Annotated in this window: 23 protein-coding genes; 12 read left to right on the top strand and 11 right to left on the bottom strand. The window is 55.3% G+C overall.

What is annotated here, in order from left to right:
• Positions 1 to 3: 3 nt before the first annotated feature.
• Both E5336_RS04245 and E5336_RS04250 read right to left on the bottom strand, forming a co-directional pair.
• A complete protein-coding gene (locus E5336_RS04245; protein ID WP_135979833.1) occupies positions 4 to 609 on the bottom strand; it encodes a hypothetical protein in 606 nt (201 codons plus the stop codon).
• Entirely contained in the window at positions 606 to 980 is a 375-nt protein-coding gene (locus tag E5336_RS04250) for a hypothetical protein (protein WP_135979834.1), read from the bottom strand. The genes E5336_RS04245 and E5336_RS04250 overlap by 4 nt, the downstream gene beginning before the upstream one ends.
• A gap of 106 nt (positions 981 to 1,086) precedes the next feature.
• On the opposite strand from E5336_RS04250, the gene E5336_RS04255 reads away from it, so the two are divergent.
• From E5336_RS04255 to E5336_RS04270, 4 genes are all read left to right on the top strand, one after another.
• Positions 1,087 to 1,383, top strand: a complete 297-nt coding sequence (locus tag E5336_RS04255) for a metal-sensing transcriptional repressor (protein WP_135979835.1) — start codon at positions 1,087 to 1,089, stop codon at positions 1,381 to 1,383.
• A gap of 10 nt (positions 1,384 to 1,393) precedes the next feature.
• Entirely contained in the window at positions 1,394 to 3,976 is a 2,583-nt protein-coding gene (locus E5336_RS04260; protein WP_135979836.1) for a heavy metal translocating P-type ATPase, read from the top strand.
• Between the two features lie 183 nt (positions 3,977 to 4,159).
• Positions 4,160 to 4,651 (top strand): hypothetical protein, encoded by a 492-nt coding sequence (locus E5336_RS04265; RefSeq protein ID WP_135979837.1) that lies wholly within the window; start codon positions 4,160 to 4,162, stop codon positions 4,649 to 4,651.
• Between the two features lie 382 nt (positions 4,652 to 5,033).
• Entirely contained in the window at positions 5,034 to 5,996 is a 963-nt protein-coding gene (locus E5336_RS04270) for a helix-turn-helix domain-containing protein (protein ID WP_135979838.1), read from the top strand.
• Between the two features lie 39 nt (positions 5,997 to 6,035).
• Here E5336_RS04270 and pcp read toward each other — a convergent pair whose 3' ends face one another.
• The 7 genes from pcp to nrdD form a co-directional block, all read right to left on the bottom strand.
• Positions 6,036 to 6,680 (bottom strand): pyroglutamyl-peptidase I, encoded by a 645-nt coding sequence (pcp, locus tag E5336_RS04275; RefSeq protein WP_135979839.1) that lies wholly within the window; start codon positions 6,678 to 6,680, stop codon positions 6,036 to 6,038.
• A gap of 15 nt (positions 6,681 to 6,695) precedes the next feature.
• A complete protein-coding gene (locus tag E5336_RS04280) occupies positions 6,696 to 7,649 on the bottom strand; it encodes a DUF979 domain-containing protein (RefSeq protein WP_135979840.1) in 954 nt (317 codons plus the stop codon).
• Complete coding sequence (locus E5336_RS04285) at positions 7,646 to 8,344, bottom strand: DUF969 domain-containing protein (RefSeq protein ID WP_135979841.1); 699 nt, start codon at positions 8,342 to 8,344, stop codon at positions 7,646 to 7,648. The genes E5336_RS04280 and E5336_RS04285 overlap by 4 nt, the downstream gene beginning before the upstream one ends.
• A 132-nt stretch (positions 8,345 to 8,476) precedes the next feature.
• Complete coding sequence (locus tag E5336_RS04290) at positions 8,477 to 9,169, bottom strand: hypothetical protein (protein WP_135979842.1); 693 nt, start codon at positions 9,167 to 9,169, stop codon at positions 8,477 to 8,479.
• Positions 9,170 to 9,361: 192 nt separating this feature from the next.
• Complete coding sequence (gene nrdG, locus E5336_RS04295; protein ID WP_135979843.1) at positions 9,362 to 9,883, bottom strand: anaerobic ribonucleoside-triphosphate reductase activating protein; 522 nt, start codon at positions 9,881 to 9,883, stop codon at positions 9,362 to 9,364.
• Between the two features lie 57 nt (positions 9,884 to 9,940).
• Positions 9,941 to 10,186, bottom strand: a complete 246-nt coding sequence (locus tag E5336_RS04300; RefSeq protein ID WP_135979844.1) for a DUF1653 domain-containing protein — start codon at positions 10,184 to 10,186, stop codon at positions 9,941 to 9,943.
• Between the two features lies 1 nt (position 10,187).
• Complete coding sequence (nrdD, locus tag E5336_RS04305) at positions 10,188 to 12,362, bottom strand: anaerobic ribonucleoside-triphosphate reductase (RefSeq protein ID WP_135979845.1); 2,175 nt, start codon at positions 12,360 to 12,362, stop codon at positions 10,188 to 10,190.
• 226 nt (positions 12,363 to 12,588) lie between these two features.
• Here nrdD and E5336_RS04310 point away from each other — a divergent pair, with 226 nt between their 5' ends.
• Positions 12,589 to 13,101, top strand: a complete 513-nt coding sequence (locus tag E5336_RS04310; RefSeq protein WP_135979846.1) for a hypothetical protein — start codon at positions 12,589 to 12,591, stop codon at positions 13,099 to 13,101.
• A gap of 13 nt (positions 13,102 to 13,114) precedes the next feature.
• Here the strand turns inward: E5336_RS04310 and E5336_RS04315 are convergent, their stop codons facing one another.
• Positions 13,115 to 13,834, bottom strand: a complete 720-nt coding sequence (locus E5336_RS04315; protein ID WP_135979847.1) for an SDR family oxidoreductase — start codon at positions 13,832 to 13,834, stop codon at positions 13,115 to 13,117.
• An 84-nt stretch (positions 13,835 to 13,918) separates the two neighbouring features.
• Here E5336_RS04315 and E5336_RS04320 point away from each other — a divergent pair, with 84 nt between their 5' ends.
• Entirely contained in the window at positions 13,919 to 14,947 is a 1,029-nt protein-coding gene (locus E5336_RS04320; RefSeq protein WP_135979848.1) for a hypothetical protein, read from the top strand.
• A 38-nt stretch (positions 14,948 to 14,985) separates the two neighbouring features.
• Here E5336_RS04320 and E5336_RS04325 read toward each other — a convergent pair whose 3' ends face one another.
• Positions 14,986 to 15,279, bottom strand: a complete 294-nt coding sequence (locus E5336_RS04325) for a hypothetical protein (protein ID WP_135979849.1) — start codon at positions 15,277 to 15,279, stop codon at positions 14,986 to 14,988.
• A gap of 120 nt (positions 15,280 to 15,399) precedes the next feature.
• On the opposite strand from E5336_RS04325, the gene E5336_RS04330 reads away from it, so the two are divergent.
• The 6 genes from E5336_RS04330 to E5336_RS04355 are packed head-to-tail and all read left to right on the top strand — an operon-like array spanning position 15,400 to position 22,181.
• Complete coding sequence (locus E5336_RS04330) at positions 15,400 to 16,590, top strand: glutamyl-tRNA reductase (protein WP_135979850.1); 1,191 nt, start codon at positions 15,400 to 15,402, stop codon at positions 16,588 to 16,590.
• A complete protein-coding gene (hemC, locus tag E5336_RS04335; RefSeq protein WP_135979851.1) occupies positions 16,581 to 17,459 on the top strand; it encodes a hydroxymethylbilane synthase in 879 nt (292 codons plus the stop codon). Before E5336_RS04330 ends, hemC begins: the two co-directional genes overlap by 10 nt.
• Positions 17,452 to 18,888, top strand: coding sequence for a uroporphyrinogen-III C-methyltransferase (cobA, locus tag E5336_RS04340; protein ID WP_135979852.1), 1,437 nt, complete (start codon positions 17,452 to 17,454; stop codon positions 18,886 to 18,888). Before hemC ends, cobA begins: the two co-directional genes overlap by 8 nt.
• Before the next feature lie 2 nt (positions 18,889 to 18,890).
• Positions 18,891 to 19,835 carry a porphobilinogen synthase gene (gene hemB, locus E5336_RS04345; protein ID WP_277820778.1) on the top strand — a complete coding sequence of 315 codons (945 nt, stop codon included), beginning with the start codon at positions 18,891 to 18,893 and terminating at the stop codon, positions 19,833 to 19,835.
• A complete protein-coding gene (gene hemL, locus E5336_RS04350; protein WP_135979854.1) occupies positions 19,825 to 21,114 on the top strand; it encodes a glutamate-1-semialdehyde 2,1-aminomutase in 1,290 nt (429 codons plus the stop codon). Before hemB ends, hemL begins: the two co-directional genes overlap by 11 nt.
• Entirely contained in the window at positions 21,111 to 22,181 is a 1,071-nt protein-coding gene (locus E5336_RS04355) for an NAD(P)-dependent oxidoreductase (protein WP_168353548.1), read from the top strand. The genes hemL and E5336_RS04355 overlap by 4 nt, the downstream gene beginning before the upstream one ends.
• The last annotated feature ends 143 nt before the right edge of the window (positions 22,182 to 22,324 follow it).

Below are 22,324 nucleotides of genomic sequence, written 5' to 3' on the forward strand. Positions count from 1 at the left end.
TTTTTAGCGGTCTTTCGGGATGCGCAGCTCGTTTTGGCGCATCGTCAAATAAAAGATGGGAACCAGGCCAAACAGCCCCAGGTAAAAATACCAGGCGTAGGCGAACGTGGAAAACTCGTAAAGAACGCCCGAAATGACGATGCTCGACAACAAAAGCGTCGTCGTCACCATCGAGTGCCGGTCTTTGTAGCGCATCCAGATGCCGCCGGCCAAAAGCAGGAAGGCAAGAAGCTTGATCGAGTTTTTAATCATCAAAATCGTGTTGAACAGCTTGGCCGAGCGGGTGAAGTGCATACTCAAGTACACGGCCGAGTTGGCTGCGATCAAGTTGGGCACGCACGTGCAAAGCAAAAGTACGTAAAACGCGTACATGAGCGACCACGTGCTTTTCGACCACGAAAACAGGCGGGACAGGAAATAGCTCGTGACCAGACACAAAAAGACGTTGAGCACGGCGTAGCCGGTCACGTCGAATTCCGCGACGAACTCGTGGATGGATGTGTTGTAGTGGATCTCGACCGCGTGGATGTCGATCCAGTTGAGGGCGAGCAATCCGGCCAGCGACAACAGCAGCTGCCCGAGCGTGCGGGAGTTGACCTTCGATTTCATGCGGCGTCCTTTCGCGCGCGCCAGAACAGGCAAAACGCGATCAGGAAACAAAGACTGGCGACCAGCATGATCCAGAACACGGACCAGAGCGCGTAGCCGGACAACAGCACGAGAGCCACGACGGCCAGCGCGATCGTAAAACAAAGCTGAAGCACAAGCAAGCTGGCATCCTCCATATATTTGTCGGTATGGAACGGCGTGCCGAACACTTGCAGGTTTTTCGATTTGGCATACTGGGCCAGCGCGCTTTCCAGCAGCACGATCAAGGCGACGGCTCCAATCGTGAACAGCCAGCCGATTTCAGGAATCCAGAAGCACGAGCCGGCGAGCACGCCTTGCCACAGCAGCAATGTATAGTAATCCTTTTTCATACAAAGACTCCTTTTTTCTTTTATTTTAGCAAATCGGGACGGGAAATAACATTCCAGTTGCATTATACCCCATAAGGGTATATTATGGGAACAGGAGGACAAAACGATGAAGGAAGACACAAAGCGCTACCGGCAGACGCCGCGCGACGAGCAGGAAACGAGGCTGTTGAAAAATCGGCTGCATCGGATGATCGGCCAGCTCAACGGAATTGAAAAAATGATTGACGAAGGGCGGTACTGCGGCGACATCCTCATCCAGGTGGGGGCGTTGGAGTCGGCGCTGCAATCGTTTGGCTATATACTGTTAAAAGACCATCTTCATTCGTGCGTGACAAACGACGTGCTCGAGGGGCGTACGGAAACGATGGATGAAGTGATGGAACTGATCCGAAAACTGAAGTAGGAGGTAGACTATGAAAGAGACATTCGATGTGACGGGCATGACATGCGCCGCGTGCCAGGCCAACGTCACCAAGGCGGTGGAAAAACTTCCCGGGGTGCGCGCGGTGGACGTGTCGCTGCTCGGAAACACCATGAAAGTGGAATACGACGCCGACCAAGTCGACGTGGCGCAAATCAGCGCAGCCGTGGACCGGATCGGCTATGGCGCGATTCCCCAAAAACAAGAAACGAAAGCGGGAAAAAACACGCTCAAAGAACAGTGGGACGCCAGAGCGCGGCGCATGGAGGACGAGCAAAAAGAACGCAAACGCCATTTGTGGTGGTCGATCGCGCTTCTTGTTCCGCTGATGGTCGTCGCCATGGGCCCGATGATGGGACTGCCGTTTTGGCAAGGCATGGAATGGGCGATGGTATCCGCCATCACGCAGCTGCTTTTGACGATGTTCATCTTGTTTTTCCAGCGAAGCTTTTTCACGCATGGCTGGAAGGCGCTTGTCAAACGGGCGCCAAATATGGACTCGCTCGTGGCTCTTGGCGCCAGCGCGGCGTTTTTGTATGGCTTGTACGCCATGTACCGCATGGCGTATGGCTTTGGCTTTAGCGACCACGCCATGATTCACGCCGCGATGCACTCGATGTATTTCGAGTCGGCGGCGATGATCGTCACCCTCGTTTCGCTGGGCAAGTACTTGGAGGCGCGCTCCAAGTCGAAAACGAGCGACGCGCTGGGTAAGCTCGTCGATCTGGCGCCCAAAAGCGCCACGGTCATCCGGGATGGGGCGCAAGTGGAAATCGACGCCGAAGATGTCATGGAGGGGGATTTGGTCGTTATTCGTCCGGGCGAGCGGATCCCGGTTGACGGAGTCGTGGAATCCGGCCATGGCTTTGTGGACCAGGCCGCCATTACCGGCGAGAGCGTGCCGGTGGAAAAGGAGCCGGGGGACAACGTGTTATCGGCGACGATGAACGTCAACGGATCGTTCCGTTTCCGGGCGACAAAAGTGGGCGAGGACACGACGCTGGCGCAAATCATCCGGCTCGTGGACGAGGCCGGCAACTCGAAAGCGCCGATCGCCCGGCTTGCCGACAAGGTGTCCGGCGTGTTCGTGCCGGTCGTGATCGGGATCGCGCTTTTGACGTGGATCGTGTGGATGGCGCTGGGGCAGTCGTTTGAATTCGCCCTCAGCAACGCGATCAGCGTGCTGGTGATTTCGTGTCCGTGCGCGCTCGGTTTGGCCACGCCGGTCGCCATCATGGTCGGGACCGGGAAAGCGGCGGAAAACGGCATTTTGATCAAGTCGGCAGAAAGTCTGGAAACGATGCGGCGCGTCGACACGATTATTTTGGACAAGACGGGAACGATCACGTCGGGCCATCCGTCGATTCACGACATCGTGCTCATGGAACCCGGCCTGTCGGAAAACGAGTTTTTGCGATTCGCCGGCAGCGTGGAGCTTGGAAGCGAGCATCCGCTCGCGAAAGCGATCGTCGAGGAAGCCAGAGCGAGAGAGCTGCCGCTTCAGGCGCCTGACAAGTACGAGGCGCTTTCGGGCAAAGGACTCAAAGCGTGGATCGACGATTCGACAGTCGTGGCCGGCAATGTGAAAATGATGGCGGAAAGCGGGCTCGCGCTGCCAAAGCAGGCGCTGGCGCAAGTCGATCGTCTGGCCAAACAAGGAGAAACGCCTTTGATTTTCGCCAGGGACCGGGTCGTTTTGGGCATCATCGGGGTGGCGGATACCGTGCGGGCGAGTAGCGCCCAAGCCATCCGGCTCTTTCAGCAGCATGGCATCCATGTCGTCATGCTGACAGGCGACAACGCGCAAACCGCGCAAGCCATCGCCAAGGAAGTGGCGGTGGACGAAGTCATCGCGGACGTTTTGCCGACCGAAAAGGAAAATGTCGTGCGCCGGTTTCAGGACCAGGGAAAATTCGTCGCGATGGTGGGGGATGGAATCAACGACGCGCCGGCGCTCGCCCGCGCCAATATCGGGATCGCGATTGGCGCCGGAACCGATATCGCGATTGATTCCGCGGACATCGTGTTGATGAAAAACAACTTGATGGATGTCAACACGGCGTACGCGTTGTCGGAAAAAGTCGTGAAAAACATCAAGATGAACTTGTTCTGGGCGTTTTTCTACAACGTGCTCGGCATTCCGGTGGCGGCTGGCGTATTTTACCCGCTGTGGGGCTTGCTGCTGTCGCCAATGATTGGCAGCGCCGCGATGTCGCTCAGCTCCGTGTGCGTCGTGCTCAACGCGTTGCGCCTGCGGTTTTTCAAGCCGCCATACGAGAGCGTCGAGGAACAAAAAGAGAGCGCCAAAGCGAAGATCCACGTCGAAGTGGATCCAATCGAATCAAATCCAAAGGAGGAAAAGAAAATGAAAAAAGTCATGATCGTGGATGGAATGTCATGCAATCACTGCAAAAAACACGTCGAGGAGGCGTTGGAAAAGATCGCCGGGGTACAAAGCGCCGTTGTCGACCTGGACAAAAAAGAGGCTGTCATCACGATGGACGCGCCGATTCTGGACGACACGCTTATGAACGCCGTCAAGGAAGCGGGCTACGAGCCAAAGGAAATCCTTTAAGCGATAGAAATGGAAGGAATATCAACCTTCCATTTTTTTATGGAGAAGCAAAAAAGGCTTGAGGTCCGAAAAAGTGTAAAAAGAATTTAAATTCCAAAGAGGAAGTAAAAAATAGATATTGATATTGTTTTTTATGAAAGGGAATATTTTTGGTATAATCAAAGAAAAACAGGAGGGGAAAAGATGGGATGGAAAAAATGGATGGGACCTGGTGCCGTCCTTTTAGCCGGCATTTTTGGGTTTGGAATCTGGAAGCAAGTCGAAGCGGATCGGGTGAAAACCGTTCAGGAACAGCTCGGGCCACTCGAAGTGATCGTGGATGGAGAGCCGGTCGTACTGGACAGCTGTTATACGAGCGTCGACCGGGTCCATGGATTTGAAAGCGAGATGGTGTCGTACCAGTCGTTTGCCGAACTGGAAACGCTGCTGAAAAACCAGCAGGAAAATGGCAGACCTGTAGTGCTGGATGAGAATTCGATTTGGACGGTGACGCAAAATCCGAAGGCCGCGTATTCGCTCGTGTGGTACGCGCCGGATGAAACGAAAACACCGGCCGATTTTTCAAACGCGGATCTTGCGTCGCATCGTGGCGATCTTTTGCTTGTCGAAAGAAGACAAACAAGCGTCGAGCTGGACGCGGACATTCTTCAGCAGTTCGCGCTGCTCGTGGAGTGACTGCGGACTCCATTCCTAAAAAGCGTGCAAATGCGCGGAATTTAGGAATGGGATTGAAACACAAAAGCCGAACGACGCGAGGCCATCCGGCTTTTTGGACTGGAACGAAAAGGAATTAAGAAACAAGCAGGTCGCGAACCGCGCGTTGATAGCGCGTCCACTGCCGCCGTTTGTGTAGCATGTACAAGTCGATGATCCAGTCCGGGTTGAATAGGTTTTTCACTTTGTTTTTCATGATCCTATGATAATCCGATAAAATAAAGAAAAAAACGAACAAATTTGAAAGGTTTTCTTAAGAAGCAACCGGCACGTGCGCCCCTTCCAAGCGCACGCGCTTTTCTTTTTGCCAAAAATCCGGCAAAATACAGGCATAGAAAGTTAGGTGATCGCATTGACGACCGGAGAAAAAATTATAGAACTAAGAAAGCGAAACGGGTATTCGCAAGAGGAACTGGCCGAAAAGCTGGACGTGTCCAGACAATCGGTATCCAAGTGGGAATTGAACGCGTCGACACCCGATTTGGAACGCATCGTGCAAATGAGCGAGCTGTTTCACGTGTCGACCGATTATTTGTTAAAGGAAGGCGACCAAAGCCAGGTCGATACGCAAGCCGGCCGCTGGCTGGGCGACGAGGAAGTGGAGCGGTTTTTGGCCTATAAGAGAAAGGAACAAAAAACGCTTCCGTTCGCCATCGGGCTGTGCATTTGCTCGCCCATCACGCTCATTGTGCTTGGCGGCCTATGGGAAGGGACGCCGCAGGAAGACCGGTTCGGCGGCCTGGGCATGATCGTGCTGCTCGTTTTGGTCGCCATCGGCGTCGGGGTGTTGATTTACACAAGCACGCAAGGCGCAAAGTTTGAGTGGATCGAAAAAGAGGACGTGCGCCTGAGCGAGCGCACCGCCCGCATGCTTCGACAGTTGAAAAACGACGACGAGCTCGGCCACGCCAAACGCACGACGCTCGGCATTTGCTTATGCGTCCTCTCGGTTTTGCCGTTATTCGTCAGCTTGTTTCTCGATCCCGACAATGGCCGGAACATGGCGGTCAGCGTCGGCGTGCTGCTGTTTGTCGTCGCCATCGGCGCCGGCATCCTCATTTACGATGGAACGATGCAGGAGGCTGTCGACATGCTGTTGCAGGAAGGGGAATACACAAAAAAGGAAAAGCGGTTCAACCGCCGGTACGGCTATGTGCCCGGCGTGTACTGGTGCCTGGTGACCGCGATCTATTTGGCATGGAGCTTTTCGACCGAGCGCTGGGACGAAACCTGGCTGGTGTTCGCCGTAGGCGGCGTGCTGTACGCGGCCGTGATCGGTGTGCTGAAAGCCAAAAAAGCGGAATAAAAAAACGACGGAAGAACGTGGAGTCTTCCGTCGCTTTGTTTAGTGGGTTTCGCCCATGTTGGCCTGAATGTCGGTTTCATTTTCCGCAATCGCCTCGATCGCGTTTTCCAGCGCGCTGGCAATCGTTTTCAAATCCATGGACGGCGTGCCGTTTGGCTTGTTCACGACTTGGCTCGTCATAAACGGCACGTGGATGAAGCCACCCTTCGTATTTGGATAGTGATGGTCGATCAAATACAACAGCTCGTACATCAAGTAGTTGCACACGTATGTCCCCGCCGTATACGACAAAAACGAAGGAATGCCCGCCTCGCGAATGGCTTGCACCATCGCCTTGACCGGCAGCGAGGAAAAGTACGCGGCCGGACCATCCTCGCGCACCGGGGTGTCAAATGGCTGGTAGCCCGCGTTGTCCGGAATGCGGCCGTCCATCAAGTTGATGGCGATTTTTTCCGGCGTCACGGCGCTGCGCCCGCCCGCCTGGCCGATGCACAGCACGTAGTCGGGCTGATGGATGTCCATCGCCTGTTTGAGCGTTTCGCCCGCCTGGCCGAACACGGTTGGCACTTCGAGCTTGATAATATCGAGATCCCGAATCGAATCGGGCAAAAGCTTCACCGCCTCGTAGGCCGGGTTGATGGATTCGCTGCCAAACGGGTCGAATCCGGTAATGAGCAGTTTCATGATAAGGTCCTCCTTTTACTGCATCGCGATCATCATGATAATTTGAATGACGATCATAATGGCCGCGATCAAAACCTGGTTTTGAATGACGCCAAATTGTTTTTTCATGTTGAGCAAGGCGACAGGTACCGTGTTGAAGTTGGCCGCCATCGGCGTGCACAACGTGCCGCAGTAGCCGCACGTCAAGGCGAGCATGCCGATGACCGTCGGGTTGGCGCCGTATGCGAGCACGAACGGATAGCCGATGCCCACCGTCATGACGGTAATGGCCGCGAACGCGTTGCCCATGATCATCGTAAACAGCATCATGCCGATGGCGTACACGATAATGCCAATCGTCACGTTGCCTTCGGGAATGATCGTGCCAACGACCTGGGCGATGACTTCGCCGACGCCCGCCTGCGTGAAGACGGCACCAAGACACGCCAGCAGCATCGGCAGCATCGAAAGCGGCCCGACCGTCGAAAGCATTCGCTCCGAGTCGGACAAAAACACCTTGAACGTGTTCGTCTTGTTTTGAAGCATCAAAATCAGCATCGCCAGCACGACGCCGATCGCGACGCCGTTGAGCGCCGACAAGCCGACACCCAGTCCGTTAATGGCGCACACGATGGCGAACAAGCCAATGCACAACGTCGGGATGAAAATCTTCATGCCGATCTTCTCAAAGTTGCCGCGCGTCTCGTCGTCGGAAGGAACGGCGACTTGTCCCTTCGCCACTTTTTTAAAGACGGCCGGCAAACACATGAGCACGACGAGCATGCCCGAAGCCAGCGGCGGCAGCCATTGGCCCAGCGCCAACACGATGCCGAGCAGAAACCAGAAAATGAACGTGCCGACTTGCGCGGGATTTTCCTTGTCCTTCAAATTTTTGAACGCTGTGTACACGCACATGCCGCCCATGAAAATATAAATGATCTCCATCACTTTCGCGCTGGTGGCGATTTGCGGATCCAAAAAGAAACTCATCGCAGTCCCTCCTCGCCCAGCTCGTCTTTATAGTATTTTTTCAGCATGCGCCGGTCCTTGAAATAATAGTACACGATCGCGAGCGCCGTCGCGATGACGCATACCGGGATTTCCACAAGCGCCAGGTCGATGAGCTCGACGTGGATGCCAAGGCCTTGTAGCGTGCCTTGCACGAGCAGCGCGCCCGAGCCGCCCACAAACAGCACCTGGCCAAAAAACCACGTGATGTTTTCCATACCCGACGCCATGCCTTTGAGCTCTTCCATATGCTCTTCGTGCGGCTTGTGGCCTTTGGACGTGATCGCGCCCTCGGCCATCGGCATGATGACTGGTCTTACAAAGCCGGCCACGCCGCCAAAGCCGACGTTGAACGCCGCGAAGATCGCGCGCATGACACCGTAAATGCCAATGACCATGCCGCTAGTCGCGCCTTTGAACTTGCCAATGACGCCCGCGGCCGCCTCGCGCAAGCCGTTGCGCTCGAGCGTACCGGTCACAAGCATGACGAGAATGAAAATCGCCATGTTGCGGTTGGCGACAAACGTGGTGCCAATCGTTTCCAGCAAAGCGACTGGCGAAATGCCGCTGACAAGGCCGGTCGCGCCGGCCGCCAGCAGGATGACAAGGATCGAATTCCATTTCCGGGCGAAGCCGACAATGACGATGACGATCCCGATTAAATTAAGCCATTCCATCGTTATACCTCTTTCTTTATTTTATACTCTTTTACTATACCGAAACTGCTCTTTGATTACTACTTTATTTTTGTCAAAAAAGAAAGGATAGGGAAATAAAAAAAAGATCCGCGGGTTGCGGATTTTTTCAGATTACCATGCCGTCGCGATGTCGAGCTGGGTCGGATTGCCGTGGGCGAAACCACCCGTGTCGCACACGATGCCTTTGCCAAGAGACGTTTCGACGATCGAGCCGCGCGGCCGGATACCCAGGTGGGCGGCCACCATGACGTAGTCGCCCAGCATTTTCACGCCATCCTCGCGTACCCAGTATTCGTCGTTGTTGCCCATGGCGCGCATCGTGGCCACGACACCTTCCATTGGTAAATTATAATATGTTTCCTTTCCGCTTGGTCCCTGGTTCGTTCCGGCGCTCGCGCTTAAAACCGGTCCTTTCCAGCGGCTGGCTTCCTCTTCCTCCTGCTTCTTTTGGGCGAGCAGGGCGTCGATTTCCTTTGGATCGGTCGTCAAGTCGTCGTGGTCGATAAAATATTCCTTGCCGTCGACTTCGACTTTCCAGAAGTCATAACCGTTTTGACCGGTCAAGGTCACCTCGGTATACTGGTCGAGCGCGATCTGGTTGAGCGCCTCGGCTTCCGGTACCGCTTTTCCTTTCGTGTCGCGGATGATATAGGCAGGTTCGTCGGCTTCTTCGAAAAAGTAGCGTTCGAATCGTAAATTGGCTTGTTCAAAGACGGGACTTGCTTCTTGGGAAAACAAGACGTTCGGCGTCGCGGTCAAGATTGAGGTTCCGACGTACGCGAGGGCGAAAAGTTTCGTTAGCATAAAAATCCTCCTTGTGTTATTTCCGCGACTGACTATACCGGAAAAAATCGGGTTTGTCAAAATTGTTTACAAATCACGAACAAAATGATTGGAAATAGCGGGATTGAAGGAGAAAGTATGCATAAATAAAAGACAATTCGCAATGTCAAAGAAATGTCATAAAAAAACGTCCACAATATGTGAACGTCCTTTCTATTCAAGGTATAAAATGACTTCCTGTTCGCGCAAGGATTTTTTCACGTCGATGACGCGCTGATTTTCGCTACCGCGAAATTTAAGCGAAATATTCTTCTTTTCTTCCACGAACGGCCCGTCGATGAGCACGTCGAGGTACGAAAGCATTTCATCCGTGCAGGGGCCGTGGCGCCGGCCGCCTTCCAGCAAGTCCTGGTCGAGCAGGAATCCGGTATAAGACCAAATGTTTTTTTCGGGATAGCGGGCTTTGACGGCGCGCAGCAGTTTGACAAGCTCGGCCTGGTTCGACAGCTCGAACGGATCGCCGCCCAGCAGCGTCAGGCCCTGGATGTAGGAAGGCTCGAGCGCTTGCAGGATTTCCTCCTGCGTGGCCGCGGTAAACGGCTGGCCGTAGTCGAAGTCCCACGTTTCCGGCTGGAAACAGTGAAAGCAGTGGTTCGTGCAACCCGACACGAACAGCGAGACCCGGACGCCTTCGCCGTTGGCGATGTCGTTTTTCTTGATATTTCCATAGTTCATGTTGTTACCTCTCATTGAAAAAGGAGAAGAAAACAGATCGTTCCTCTCCTGTGAAAATTATTGTTCTGTTTCGTTTTCGATTTTCTCAAACCGGTACCGCTGGCCGGCATCGGGATATTTTTGATGGTCGACTTCGGACAAAAACTCATCCAGCGCGCGCGTCCAGTACGTCCCTTTGGCGTATTGTGGTTCGTAGACGACCACGACGGTTTCGTCTTCGGCGCGACGGGCCAGAAACAACGCCCGGTACAAGCCGCCTTTAAAGTGGCGGTACAGCGCGCCGCATTCAAGGACGCGTTCCATCTTACAAATGCATGACGCGTTCTTTGATTTCCTGCGTCCGTCCCTGGTTCCAGAACTGCGTGCCGATGTAGCCGCACGTCCGGCGCGCCACGTTCATCGTTTCCTGGTCGTGGTTGTGGCAGTTCGGGCATTCCCAAACCAGCTTGTGGTTTTCGTCCTCCACGATTTGAATTTCGCCGGTGTAGCCGCACGCCTGGCAATAGTCGCTCTTCGTGTTCAGCTCGGCGTACATGATGTGGTCGTAAATGTGCCGCATCAGCGCCAGAACGGCCGGGATGTTGTTTTCCATGTTCGGCACTTCCACATAGGAAATGGCGCCGCCCGGGGAAAGCTTCTGGAACTGCGATTCGAACGTCAGCTTGTCGAACGCGTTGATTTCCTCGGTAACATGCACGTGGTAGCTGTTCGTAATGTAGTTGCGGTCCGTGACGCCCGGAATGATGCCGAAGCGGTCCTGGAGTTTTTTCGCGAACTTATACGTCGTCGATTCCATCGGCGTTCCATACAGCGAGAAGTCGATGTTCGTCTGGGCTTTCCACTTGGCGCAGGCGTCGTTCAAATACTGCATGATTTCCAGACCGAAGGACGTGCCCGGCTCTTCGGTGTGCGGATGGCCGGTCATATACGTCACGCACTCGCAAAGACCTGCGTAGCCTAGCGAAATCGTCGAGTAGCCGCCAAAGAGCAGCTTGTCGATCGTTTCGCCTTTTTTCAAACGGGCCAGGGCGCCATCCTGCCAAAGAATCGGCGCGACGTCGCTTGGCGTGCCCAGCAGCCGGTTGTGGCGGCACATGAGCGCCCGGTAGCACAAATCCAGCCGTTCGTCCATGATTTTCCAGAACGCCTCCACGTTGCCTTTTGAAGAGCAGGCCACGTCCACAAGGTTGAGCGTGACGACGCCCTGGTTGAAACGGCCATAGTATTTCGGCTTGTCGTTTTCGTCGCGATATGTCGTCAGGAAGGAGCGGCAGCCCATGCATGGGTAGCAGTTTCCTTCGCCGGCTTTGTCGATTTTGAGCGAAAGCATCATTTTTTCGGAAATGTAGTCCGGCACCATTCGTTTGGCTGTGCAGCGCGCGGCCAGCTCGGTCAAATAGTAGTACGGGCTGTTTTCATGGATGTTGTTTTCCTCCAAAACGTAAATGAGCTTCGGGAACGCCGGCGTGATGTAAATGCCTTTTTCGTTTTTGACGCCCTGCATGCGCTGACGCAGCATTTCCTCGATGATCAGCGCCAGGTCGTGACGCGTCGTCGGGTCCTCTACCTCGTTCAAGTACATGAACACGGTCACAAACGGCGCCTGGCCGTTGGTCGTCATGAGCGTGATAACCTGGTACTGGATGGTCTGCACGCCTTTTTCGATTTCGCGGCGTACGCGCATTTCCGCCATTTCATTGGCTTTTTCCTCGGTGTACTCCATGCCCATGGCGTCGAGCTCTTCGCGCACTTCCCGGCGCGCCTTGTCGCGCGACACTTGCACGAATGGCGCCAAGTGGGACAGGGTGATGCTTTGACCGCCGTACTGGGAGCTGGCCACCTGGGCGATGATTTGCGTCGCCACGTTGCAGGCGGTCGAGAAGCTGTGCGGCTTTTCGATCATCGTTTCCGAGATGACGGTGCCGTTTTGGAGCATGTCCTCCAAATTGACGAGGCAGCAGTTGTGCATGTGCTGGGCGAAGTAGTCCGAATCGTGGAAGTGAATGATTCCCTTGTCGTGGGCTTCCATGATTTCAGGCGGCAGCAGGAACCGCTTCGTGATGTCCTTGGACACCTCGCCGGCCATGTAGTCGCGCTGGACGCTGTTGACAAGCGGGTTTTTGTTGGAGTTTTCCTGCTTGACTTCCTCGTTGTTGCGCTCGAGCAGCGACATGATTTGCTGGTCGGTGGAATTTGCCTTCCGAACGAGCGCCCGCTCGTACCGATATGTGATATAATTGTGCGCGACTGCGAAATAGCCGTGACGCATGATTTCGTTTTCGACGAGGTCCTGGATTTCCTCGACGCTTGGACTGCGGGAAAAATCCTCGCATTTTTCGGCGACAATGTGCGCGATGGCTTGCACTTCGAGTTCGTGCATTTGCATGTTCGGGGTCGCGTTGCTGGCCTTCCGAATGGCGTTTTCTATTTTCGAGATGTCAAAAACAACTTCTTCTCCACTTCGTTTGATCACTTTCATCGTATGTTCTCCTTTGATCGTTTATCCCTTGGAAATAAATAGTTGAACGTTCAACTATTTTGCTTGCCCATCGTAACACACAAAAAACGGAAAGAAAAGAGTTGACTTTTCGCTTTGTTTGGCATGCCCGAAAAGGAAGGGGAATAGGGGTTGATTTCTTATGGTGGATGTGACAAAGTATGGAATGAGGATTTTGGTTTAGATGGGAAGAGAGGATAATGTGAATATGGATCAAGAACTCAAACAAACGATCGAATGCGTATATGAATTATGCGAAGAAGTCGAAAAAACGCTCCAAAAAACCGTAACGCTCCAAAACCCCCTGAAAGCTCTGCTACAAACCGAATTGATGATGTATGTCATGTATTTGACAGTTTCCGACGACCGGATCGAATTGAGCGAAAGCCAGTTTTTGCGCGACTATTTGGATTATGATTTCTCCCCCGACGAAATCGCCGCGTTCGTGCAAAACAATTCGGTCGAAACGTTTCGGCAAACGGTGCCGTATACGTTCCAGCTCTTTGTGAAAGCGGATAATTTATTGTATGGCCGCCACGGAAAGGTGTCGCTGGCGGCGTGCGCGCTGTATCAAATGTATGAAACGATCGGCCTGGCACTGATTTCGGCGGACGAAGAAATCGACGTGCAGGAATACCATGACCTGGCAGACTTTTTGACGATGCTCAAAGCCTATATGGACCAGCATCTTGATTCCGCAAAAAAGCGAAGTGTGCATTGACGCTTCGCTTTTTTTACTGCTCGTTTCCCGGCGTGTATATCCAGCCATGCTCGCCATGGTAAATCATTTGCCGGCTCATGCCGCCATCCACGACGATGTTTTGCGCGGTGATGAACGCGGCCTGGTCGCTTGCCAAAAACAAAGCGAGATCCGCGACGTCGTCGACGGTTCCAATACGGCCAAGCGGCTGTTGTTTTTCGTCTGCCTCGCTCCATTCCTGCGCGTGGCTGTTGATCCAGCCAGGCGCGATCGCGTTGACGCGAACGGCCGGCGCCAGGGACATCGCCATGGCGTGCGTGAGCGCCGCCAGTCCGCCTTTGGCCGCGGCGTAGCTTTCCGTTTGCGGCATCGACTGATCCTGTCTGGTGGAGGTGATGTTTAAAATCGAGGCGTGCTCGGCAAACGCGGGCCGCAGCAGCTTCGACAAGTAAAACGGGGCGATGACGCCAACGGCCATGGCGTGGGAAAACGCCGCGTATCCGCATTCGTCGATGCCTTGCATGACGGGGATGGCGTTGTTGACGAGCACGTCGACGGTTTCGAACGTGTCGATGACTTTTTTCGCGAACCGCTCCAGCGTGGCTTGATCCGAGACGCTTCCTTGAAAAAAATCGTTCGGTAAAATGTCGATGATCGCCACGCGGGCGCCTTCCGCCTCGAAGCGTTCGCGCAGCCGCTTTCCGATGCCCGAGGCGCCGCCGGTAATGACGACATGTTTGTTTTTAAAACGCATATTCCATTCTCCTTTTTGAAATCATAGCACACGATGGACGTTTTCTTGACGGAGATGATATGATTTGGATAGAGGAGAATCACGATGGCAAAACGAAAACGGCAAACAGCACGAATTTTATGGATCGCGAGCCTCGCCTTTTTCCTAGGCTCGATCTATTTGTTTTACGATAATCTGCTCGTGGCTGGTCTATTCGGATTGGTGGTCAGCTTTTTTTTAGCGCCTACCGTCCGCGCGCTGCTCCGGCAGCATCATTATAACCGGAACGCGCTCATTGGCGTTCCGTTGTGCGCCCTGGCGCTGATGGCCGCCAGCTATGTGGCGTTCAAACCCGGCGAGAAAGACATTCCCTCGCTGCTTAAGGAATACACCCACGTGTCCGGCACGAAGGTGGACAATTTTCAGGACATGAGCTACATGGTCGATCCGCATTTGCGACCTGTGAAAAAAGAGGGGGAAATCCGCTATTATCCCGTGAAAGGACAGCCGATCCCGGTTTTGATCGTGTCCCATGTCGACAACGCGTCGTGCGCCGACGCCGAGGCCTTTTTGTCGCGCTACATTCCCGGGCAGCTTGGCAGCGACGGGGCGGTTTCGAACGTGCTGACCGAAGATTACGAAGTCAACGGCCGGCCAAGCCAGATGGCCACCTACGCCTATACGCTTACGAAAAAGGAAAAGGGCGACCTTTCCGCCGACTTGATCGGGGAAACTTTTCTGGCGCCCATCGAGGGCGGGGTGTATGTGATGTCGTTTTTCACGTACGCGGCCGACTTCAACGACTACGGCTATTTGAGCCTGGTGGACACGATCGACTTGTACCGGATCACGCATTTGCTCGATGTCCGGGAGGAAATGAAAGCGTACTTGACGAAGCACGCCTGCCCGCAGGACGCCTACCAGAGCGAATGCGACGAGTTTGCAAAATACCGCTCCGCCCTGCAAACAGCGCTCGACGAGGAAAAGCCAATCGAGGAACTCGAGGCGGCCAAGGCCGCGGCTGTGACGTACGAGAACGCGATCAAGGCGCGAATCCAAAAAGACAAAGAGGACCAGGCGTATTTGAACAAGCTGTACAGCGGCGAGATCGCGGCGGACGAAACAGGAGAATAAAAGGAAAGGCAGGTTGCGAACCTGTCTTTTTTGTGTCCTTATTGATGTTGCTCGTCGTTCATGCCGTCGGTGTCGACAACGCTTTCGTCGGAAGGCTCCATCGTGTCGAATGGCGAATTGATTCCGGCGAACGCGAAGCCGGTTTTGTCCAGCATTTGCATTTGAGGAATGATTTCAAACGGAATCATGTAGTTGGCCAGATCGTTTGGATCGGCGTCGTCGGCGCCAGTCGAATAAATCGGCCATTTTTTGTAGTCCATCGTTTGATCGCCTTGAAGAAGCTCGATTTTGATGCCGTCTTCCTCCACGACGATGCGGTATTCTTTTGTCATACTTTTCACCTCGTTTTCCTCATTATAAAAGAATCCCGTCGAAAATGGTCGCCGGATGATTGACAAAGTCGAAATGCGCCGGCAAAGAAGGTATAATGAAAAGCCAAGAGGTACGAGTGAATGATGGAAATTGAATTGTTTGGGCTGCATGCCGATTTGAACGTCCGCTCCCGGGTGGCCTGGAGCGAGTCGAGCGTGACGGCCTTGTATGAGCAGCTGGACCAGCCGTGCGTGATTTTGGTCACCTGCCACCGGTTTGAAATTTACGCGACGAAAAAAATCGACGCGAACCGCATCCTGGACCGCTACGAGGGACAGGCGGTGGAAGTGTACACGAAGCAAGGAAACGAGGCGGTTCGGCATTTGCTGGAAGTCGTCAATGGACTGCATTCCCAAATTTTCGGCGAGGATGAGATCTTGCGGCAAGTCAAGCAGGCGTACGCGACGAGCGTGCAAATGGACCGGTGCGATTCCAAGCTCCACCGTCTGTTCCAGCTCGCTTTGCGATGCGGCAAAGAGGCGCGAAGCCGGTTTCGGATGAGCGAGCACCCGCTTTCGATCGCGTACTTGGCCCGGCAGACGATGGGCGATTTGCGCGGGAAATCGGTGCTGCTCATTGGCAGCGGCGAAATCAGCCGGCGCCTGCTTGGCTATTTAAAAGACGAGCCCTGCGCGATTTACATCGCCAGCCGCCACCAAAAGCACGCCAACGCCTTGCGCGCCATCGCGCCGCGAGCCAAGGTCGTTCCGTTTGACCAACGCGTCGCGACCGCTAGGCGCTGCGATTTGGTGTGCTGCGCGACGGCGGCGCCCCATCTGGTGCTTCCCGTTTTTTTGAACGAGAAACCGCTGGTGCTGTACGATTTCGCTTCGCCGCGCGACATCGACCCGGCGTTCGCGACGCAAAAGGGCGTGACGTTGTACACGCTGGACACGTTTGCTGCGCTGTCGAAAGCGAACGAGGCCATTCGAAAAGAGGCGCTGGAGGACATCCGGGCGCTCATTGAACGCGACGTGAAGGAATGGGACGCCCAAAACGCCAGCGGGATGCAGGCGCACACGCTGCGCGCGCTCCACGCCCAAATTGACGAAATTAGCGGGCAGACCTTTTCGGCTCTGGAACGGAAAATCGACTTGACGGATCGTGAAAAGGCGGTTTTGAAAAAGAGTTTGCGCGCCTCGATGCTCCGGCTGCTGCACACGCCCATTCACGAAATCGGCACCCATTACGACGACCTGGAGCCCGCCACCGTTCAAAGGCTGTTCGCGGTGGAACCGGACAAAGAAAGGAATGAGGACGAATGCATTTAAAAATCGGAACCCGGGGAAGCCAGCTGGCGCTGGCGCAAGCCACGCTCGTTGGCGAATACTTGAAAAAGCAACAGGAAGGACTGACGTACGAGCTCGTCGTCATCCACACCAAAGGCGACCGGATTCTCGACCGGCCGCTTCATCAAATGATGGACAAAGGATTGTTTGTCAAGGAAATCGAGCAGCAGCTCGCCCAGGGAGCAATCGACCTGGCCGTTCATTCTTATAAAGACGTGCCATCTCAGGTGCCGGAAGGCTTCGTGTTCGCGCCCGTTTTTATGCGAGCGGATCCCTTTGACGTTCTCGTCAGCAAAAAAGGCGGCTTCTTTTCCTTGCCGGCGGGCAGCGTGGTCGGCACGGGCTCGTTTCGGCGCGTGATGCAGTTGAAGGCGCTACGAAACGACCTCGTGTACAAAAACGTGCGCGGCAACATCAACTCCCGGCTTCAAAAGCTGGACGATGGCGAATACGACGCGCTCGTGCTGGCCGGCGCCGGCTTGCGAAGGCTTGGCTTGGAGTCGCGCATCACGCAAACGTTTGACGAGAGTGAATGCGTGCCGGCTTGCGGGCAAGGCGCGCTCGCGATCGAGCTTTGCGCTAGCCGGACGGATTTGCACGCGTGGCTTGCCGGTTTGGCCAATCCCGAGCTGGATCGCTGCGTGGCGATGGAGCGGGCGTTTTTGACGGCGCTGGGCGGCTCGTGCTCGATTCCGATTGGTGCCTATATGCGCAAAGAGGGCGGCCGATTCCATCTTTTTACGGTGTTTGGCGACGAGAACCGCATCGTGCGGACGGAAAACGCGGACGAAGATCCGCAGGTGGCGCTTGCCAAGGCGGTGGCGCAAAGCCGGGAGGCGTTTTATGGGTAAAGTCGTACTGGCCGGCGTGGGCTGCGGGGAAGCGGATTTGATGTCGATTCGCGCGCGGGATTTTGTGGAGCGGGCGGATTGTATTTTGTACGATCATTTAATGGACGCGGCGATTTTAAAGGCGGCGAAACCCGGCTGTGTCAAAATTTTTGTCGGCAAGGAAAGCGGCAACCACGCGGTTGCGCAAGATCAAATCAACGCCATGCTTGTCGACTTTTCGAAACGGTACGATTGCGTGGTCCGGCTCAAGGGCGGGGATCCGTACGTGTTCGGACGCGGGGCGGAGGAAGCCCACGCGCTGCTGGAGGCGGGGGTGCCTTTTGAAGTGGTGCCCGGCATCTCCTCGTGCATTGCCGGCTTGTCGTTTGCGGGTATTCCGATCACGGCGCGGAGCATCACCCGGGGATTTCGGGTGTATACCGCCCATTCCAGCGAAGACCGGATGCCGGAGCTTGATTTTGAACAGCTCGCCTTCACCAAGGATACGGTTGTCTTTTTAATGGGGCGCAAAAATCTGGCGCGTATCGTGGAAGGGTACCAGAAGGCGGGCGCGCCGGATTTGCCGATCGCTTTGATTTCCAAAGCGGGATTTCCGGAGCAGCGCGTATGCGTTGGCACGCTGTCGACGATTGTGGAGCAATGCGCCCGCGAGGAATATCCGGCGCCGGCGCTCATCGTCGTGGGGAATGTCGTGAACGAATCCGAAGCGCTGAACTGGTTTTCGCGCCGGCCGCTTTCGGGAAAGACGGTGCTGTACGCGCGCAATTCCGATCGGGACGACTTGCTGGAACCGCTGCGGGATTTGGGCGCCATCGTGGACGCGCCGGTCGCGTTTGAGCGGGTCGAAAGTCCGGAAATGGCGGTGGATGTCGAAAAGTACGACTGGGTCGTGCTGACAAGCCAGACGGCGATCCGTCTTTTCATGGAACGGATGCGCCGGCAACAGGTGGATGTCCGGCGGCTGCCGAAGGTGGCGGTCGTGCACGAGCAAAGCGCGCAGGCGCTGGCGCGTTATGGCGTGTTCGCGGATTTGGTGGGCACGAAAGACGCGGAAAGCCTTGTGAAGCAGCTCAATCAAGTCGTCGACGCCGATTCGAACATTTTGGTTCCGCATTCGGCGGCCAACATCGACGTGTTTGTCGGCCTCAAGGGCAACGTCGATGTCCATGTGCTGTATCAAATGGTGCCGCTTGACTGGCACGCGTCGCGGCCGGCGTACGACTATGGCGTGTTTACGAGCGCGCGGATGGCGGAAAGCGTGCTGGCGCGCGGCGTTCGAATTGGAACGGCCATCAGCATTGGCGAAAAAACGACCGCCGCCTTGCGAAAAGGCGGGGTGAAGACGATTTGCCAGGCGAAGCGTCCGCGTTATGGGGATATGCTGGAAATTTTGAAAGGAAATGAATCATGTATAGAGGCAGAAGACTAAGAATGAATCCGACGATTCGCTCGCTTGTCCGGGAAACGAGATTGTGCGTCGAAGATTTGATTTATCCGATTTTTGTCGTGGAAGGCGAAGGAATCAAGGAGCCGATCGACACAATGCCCGGACAGTACAGGTATTCGATCGACCGGCTGCCCGCGCTTCTGGACGAAATGAAGCGGCTTGGCGTGCGCGCCTGCTTGCTGTTTGGCATACCCGCCCGTAAGGACGCGTGCGGCAGCGAGGCGTACGCGCCCGATGGCGTCGTGCAGCGCGCCATCCAGGCGATCAAGCGATGGGATCCGACGATGTACGTGATCGCGGACGTTTGCATGTGCGAATACACCGATCATGGCCATTGCGGGATCCTGGACGCGTGCGGCCGGGTGAAAAACGACGAGACGGTACGCTATTTGGAAAAAATCGCGCTTTCCTATGCGAAAGCGGGTGTGGACATGGTGGCGCCAAGCGACATGATGGATGGGCGCATTGGCGCGATTCGACACGCGCTGGACGCGGCCGGGTATCCGTATGTGCCGATCATGGCGTACTCGGCCAAATACGCGAGCAGTTTTTACGGCCCGTTCCGCGAAGCCGCCCATTCGGCGCCTGGTTTTGGCGACCGGAAGGCGTACCAGATGGATCCGGGCAACGCGAAAGAGGCGATGCGTGAAATGGCGGCGGACATCGAGGAAGGCGCGGACGCGATCATTATTAAACCGGCGCTTCCGTATTTGGATATTTTGAGCGCGGCGTCAAACCGCTTTGACGTGCCGCTTTGCGCGTACAATGTGAGTGGCGAGTACGCGATGCTGATGGCGGCGATCGAAAAAGGCTGGATGAAGCCGGACGTCGTCGAGGAGTCTTTATTGTGCATGAAACGCGCGGGCGCGGATATGATCATCACGTATTTCGCGCTGGACGTGGCAAAGAGGTTGGCAAATGAAAAATAAAAACAAAGCGCTGTTTGAAACGGCGAAACGATACATTCCCGGCGGCGTCAACTCGCCGGTCCGGGCGTTCAAGGCGGTGGGCTGCGATCCGGTTTTTATCCGGAAGGCGAAAGGCGCCCACTTGTTTGGCGAAGACGGCCGGATGTACATTGACTACATTTCCTCGTGGGGACCGATGATTTTAGGGCATTCGTGCGAGGTCGTCAACGAGGCGGTCGAACGGCATTTGCTGGATGGCATCAGCTATGGCCTGCCTAGCCGGGTGGAAGTCGAGCTGGCGAAAACGATTGTCGAGGCGTATCCGGGCATCGACGAGGTGCGGATGGTCAACTCCGGCACCGAAGCGACCATGTCCGCGATTCGGGTGGCGCGGGGATTTACCGGGCGCGACAAGATCGTGAAATTCGAAGGCTGCTATCACGGCCATAGCGATGGCTTGCTTGTTTCGAGTGGTTCGGGCGCGTTGACGTTTGGTTTGCCGACTTCGCCGGGCGTACCGGACGACATCGTGAAAAACACCCTGGTCGCTCCCTACAACGATTTGGCGCGGCTTGCGCAGCTAGTGGACGCCAATCCGGGACAAATCGCCTGCGTGATCGTGGAGCCGGTTTGCGGGAATATGGGGGTCGTTTTGCCGGATGCCGGCTTTTTGGAAGGTTTGCGGTCGCTGTGTACGGAAAAGGGGATCGTGCTCATTTTCGACGAGGTGATTACGGGCTTCCGGCTTGGCTACCATGGGGCGGCTGGCGTCTTTGGCGTGACGCCGGACATGGCTTGTTTTGGAAAAATCATCGGGGGCGGTTTTCCGGTGGGCGCGTATGGCGGCCGGCGGGAAATCATGGAGTGCGTTTCTCCGGCCGGATCGGTTTACCAGGCGGGCACGCTTTCCGGCAATCCGCTGGCGATGCATGCCGGTAAGGCGATGCTCGATTATTTGAAGCACCAGCCTGCAGTGTATGACGTGATCGAGGAAAAAGCCGCGTATTTGGAACGGGGCATGCGGGCGATTTTGGAAGAATACCATTTGCCGTTTTCCCTGGTCCGGGCAGGCAGCTTGATGACGGTGTTTTTTTGCGAACGCGTTCCGCACCGGTATGACGATGTGCAAAAAGCGGATTTGAAAAAATACAGCCAGTATTTTCGCGGCATGCTTGATCGCGGAGTGATGCTCGCGCCCAGCCAGTTTGAGGCGATGTTCGTTAGCTGCGCTTTGACGAAAAACGATATGGATGTCACGCTTCAGGCGTTCCGGGAAGTGATGAAGGAGATGGCGGCGTGATCGTCGACGTGTCGTGGAACGGGAAAAAAGTCCTCATTGTCGGCGCGGGAAAGCAAGGCAAAAAAAAGGAGGCGCTTCTCAAAGCGGAAGGCGCTGACGTCACGGTCGTGGATCAAGGCTTTGACTGGCGTTCGTTGCGGGCGTACGACTTGGTGGTCGCCTGCACGAACGACGCGCGCGTGAATCATGAAATCGTCGTTCAGGCTCAAAAAGAAGGGGTGTTTTGCGCCAGCGCGACGTACGAGCCGGACGCGAGCGTCCATTGGATGCGGCAAATCGAGCGGGATTGCCTGCGCCTTGGCTTTTCGACGCGGCGCGCCTATCCTTTGTATGGAAAGACGATGGCCCGGGATATCGAAGCGCTTTACGACGAGAAGTGGAAGCGAAGGCTGAAGGCGCTCAGACGATTGCGGCCGTTTCTGCGAAAGGATCCGGCGCTGCTGGCAGCGGTGATGGAGTGGCGAGTCGACCAGCTGGAGTGGCTTGGAAACGCCGTGCAAGCCAAAGCGGGGAAAGTGTGCGTGTTCCATAGCTGCCAAAGCGAAGCGCAGCACGCGTGGATTCGCGCCCGGCTAGGCGAGGGCGTCATGCCGTTTTATATGCGGGAGAACTGGGAATCGGCGTGCGCGGTATTTTCGCTTTTGGAACTGCCGGTCGAGGTGCAGCCGATGTTCGTGTTTGCCGGAAGGATTTATCGCCAGTTTGAGGCGCTTTGCGAGCGGCACCGTCCGCTTTTGCTCGATGAAAACGGATGGCGGCGCGTCCTGACTCCGTTCGATCGCCCGGAGGCGGTGTTTGTGGTGCATCGCAGCCAACACGACGCGTTGAAAAAACGAGTAGCCGCTTGCTGCCACGAGGCTGTCGTGGTCGACTACGAGGAGGAACTTCCCGTAAACAAAGAGCGAATGGTCGTGTATCCGTTGTTTATGCTGGATGGCGGACATGTGGAAAACGATGTGGCGAATCAAATCGCGCGGGCGCGCGAGCGAGGCGCCGATGTGCGATGGGGTTGTCGCTGCTTGCTTGATCTTTCTTCGTTTCAGGAACTTTTACGTGATCGTTTATGAGAAGGATAAAAAATCCTCTTTTTTCCTCCCTTCATCTGTCATCTAAATTTCTTTAAAAAAGATATAAAAAGCAGTTGACAGTTGATAGGGAGTGCGGTATGATAAGTGAGCGTTAAGGAAACGCCTCTCGAAAACGACAAACT

Origin of the sequence: Dubosiella muris (assembly GCF_004793885.1) — a bacterium.
Taxonomy (GTDB): Bacteria; Bacillota_I; Bacilli_A; order Erysipelotrichales; family Erysipelotrichaceae; genus Dubosiella; species Dubosiella muris.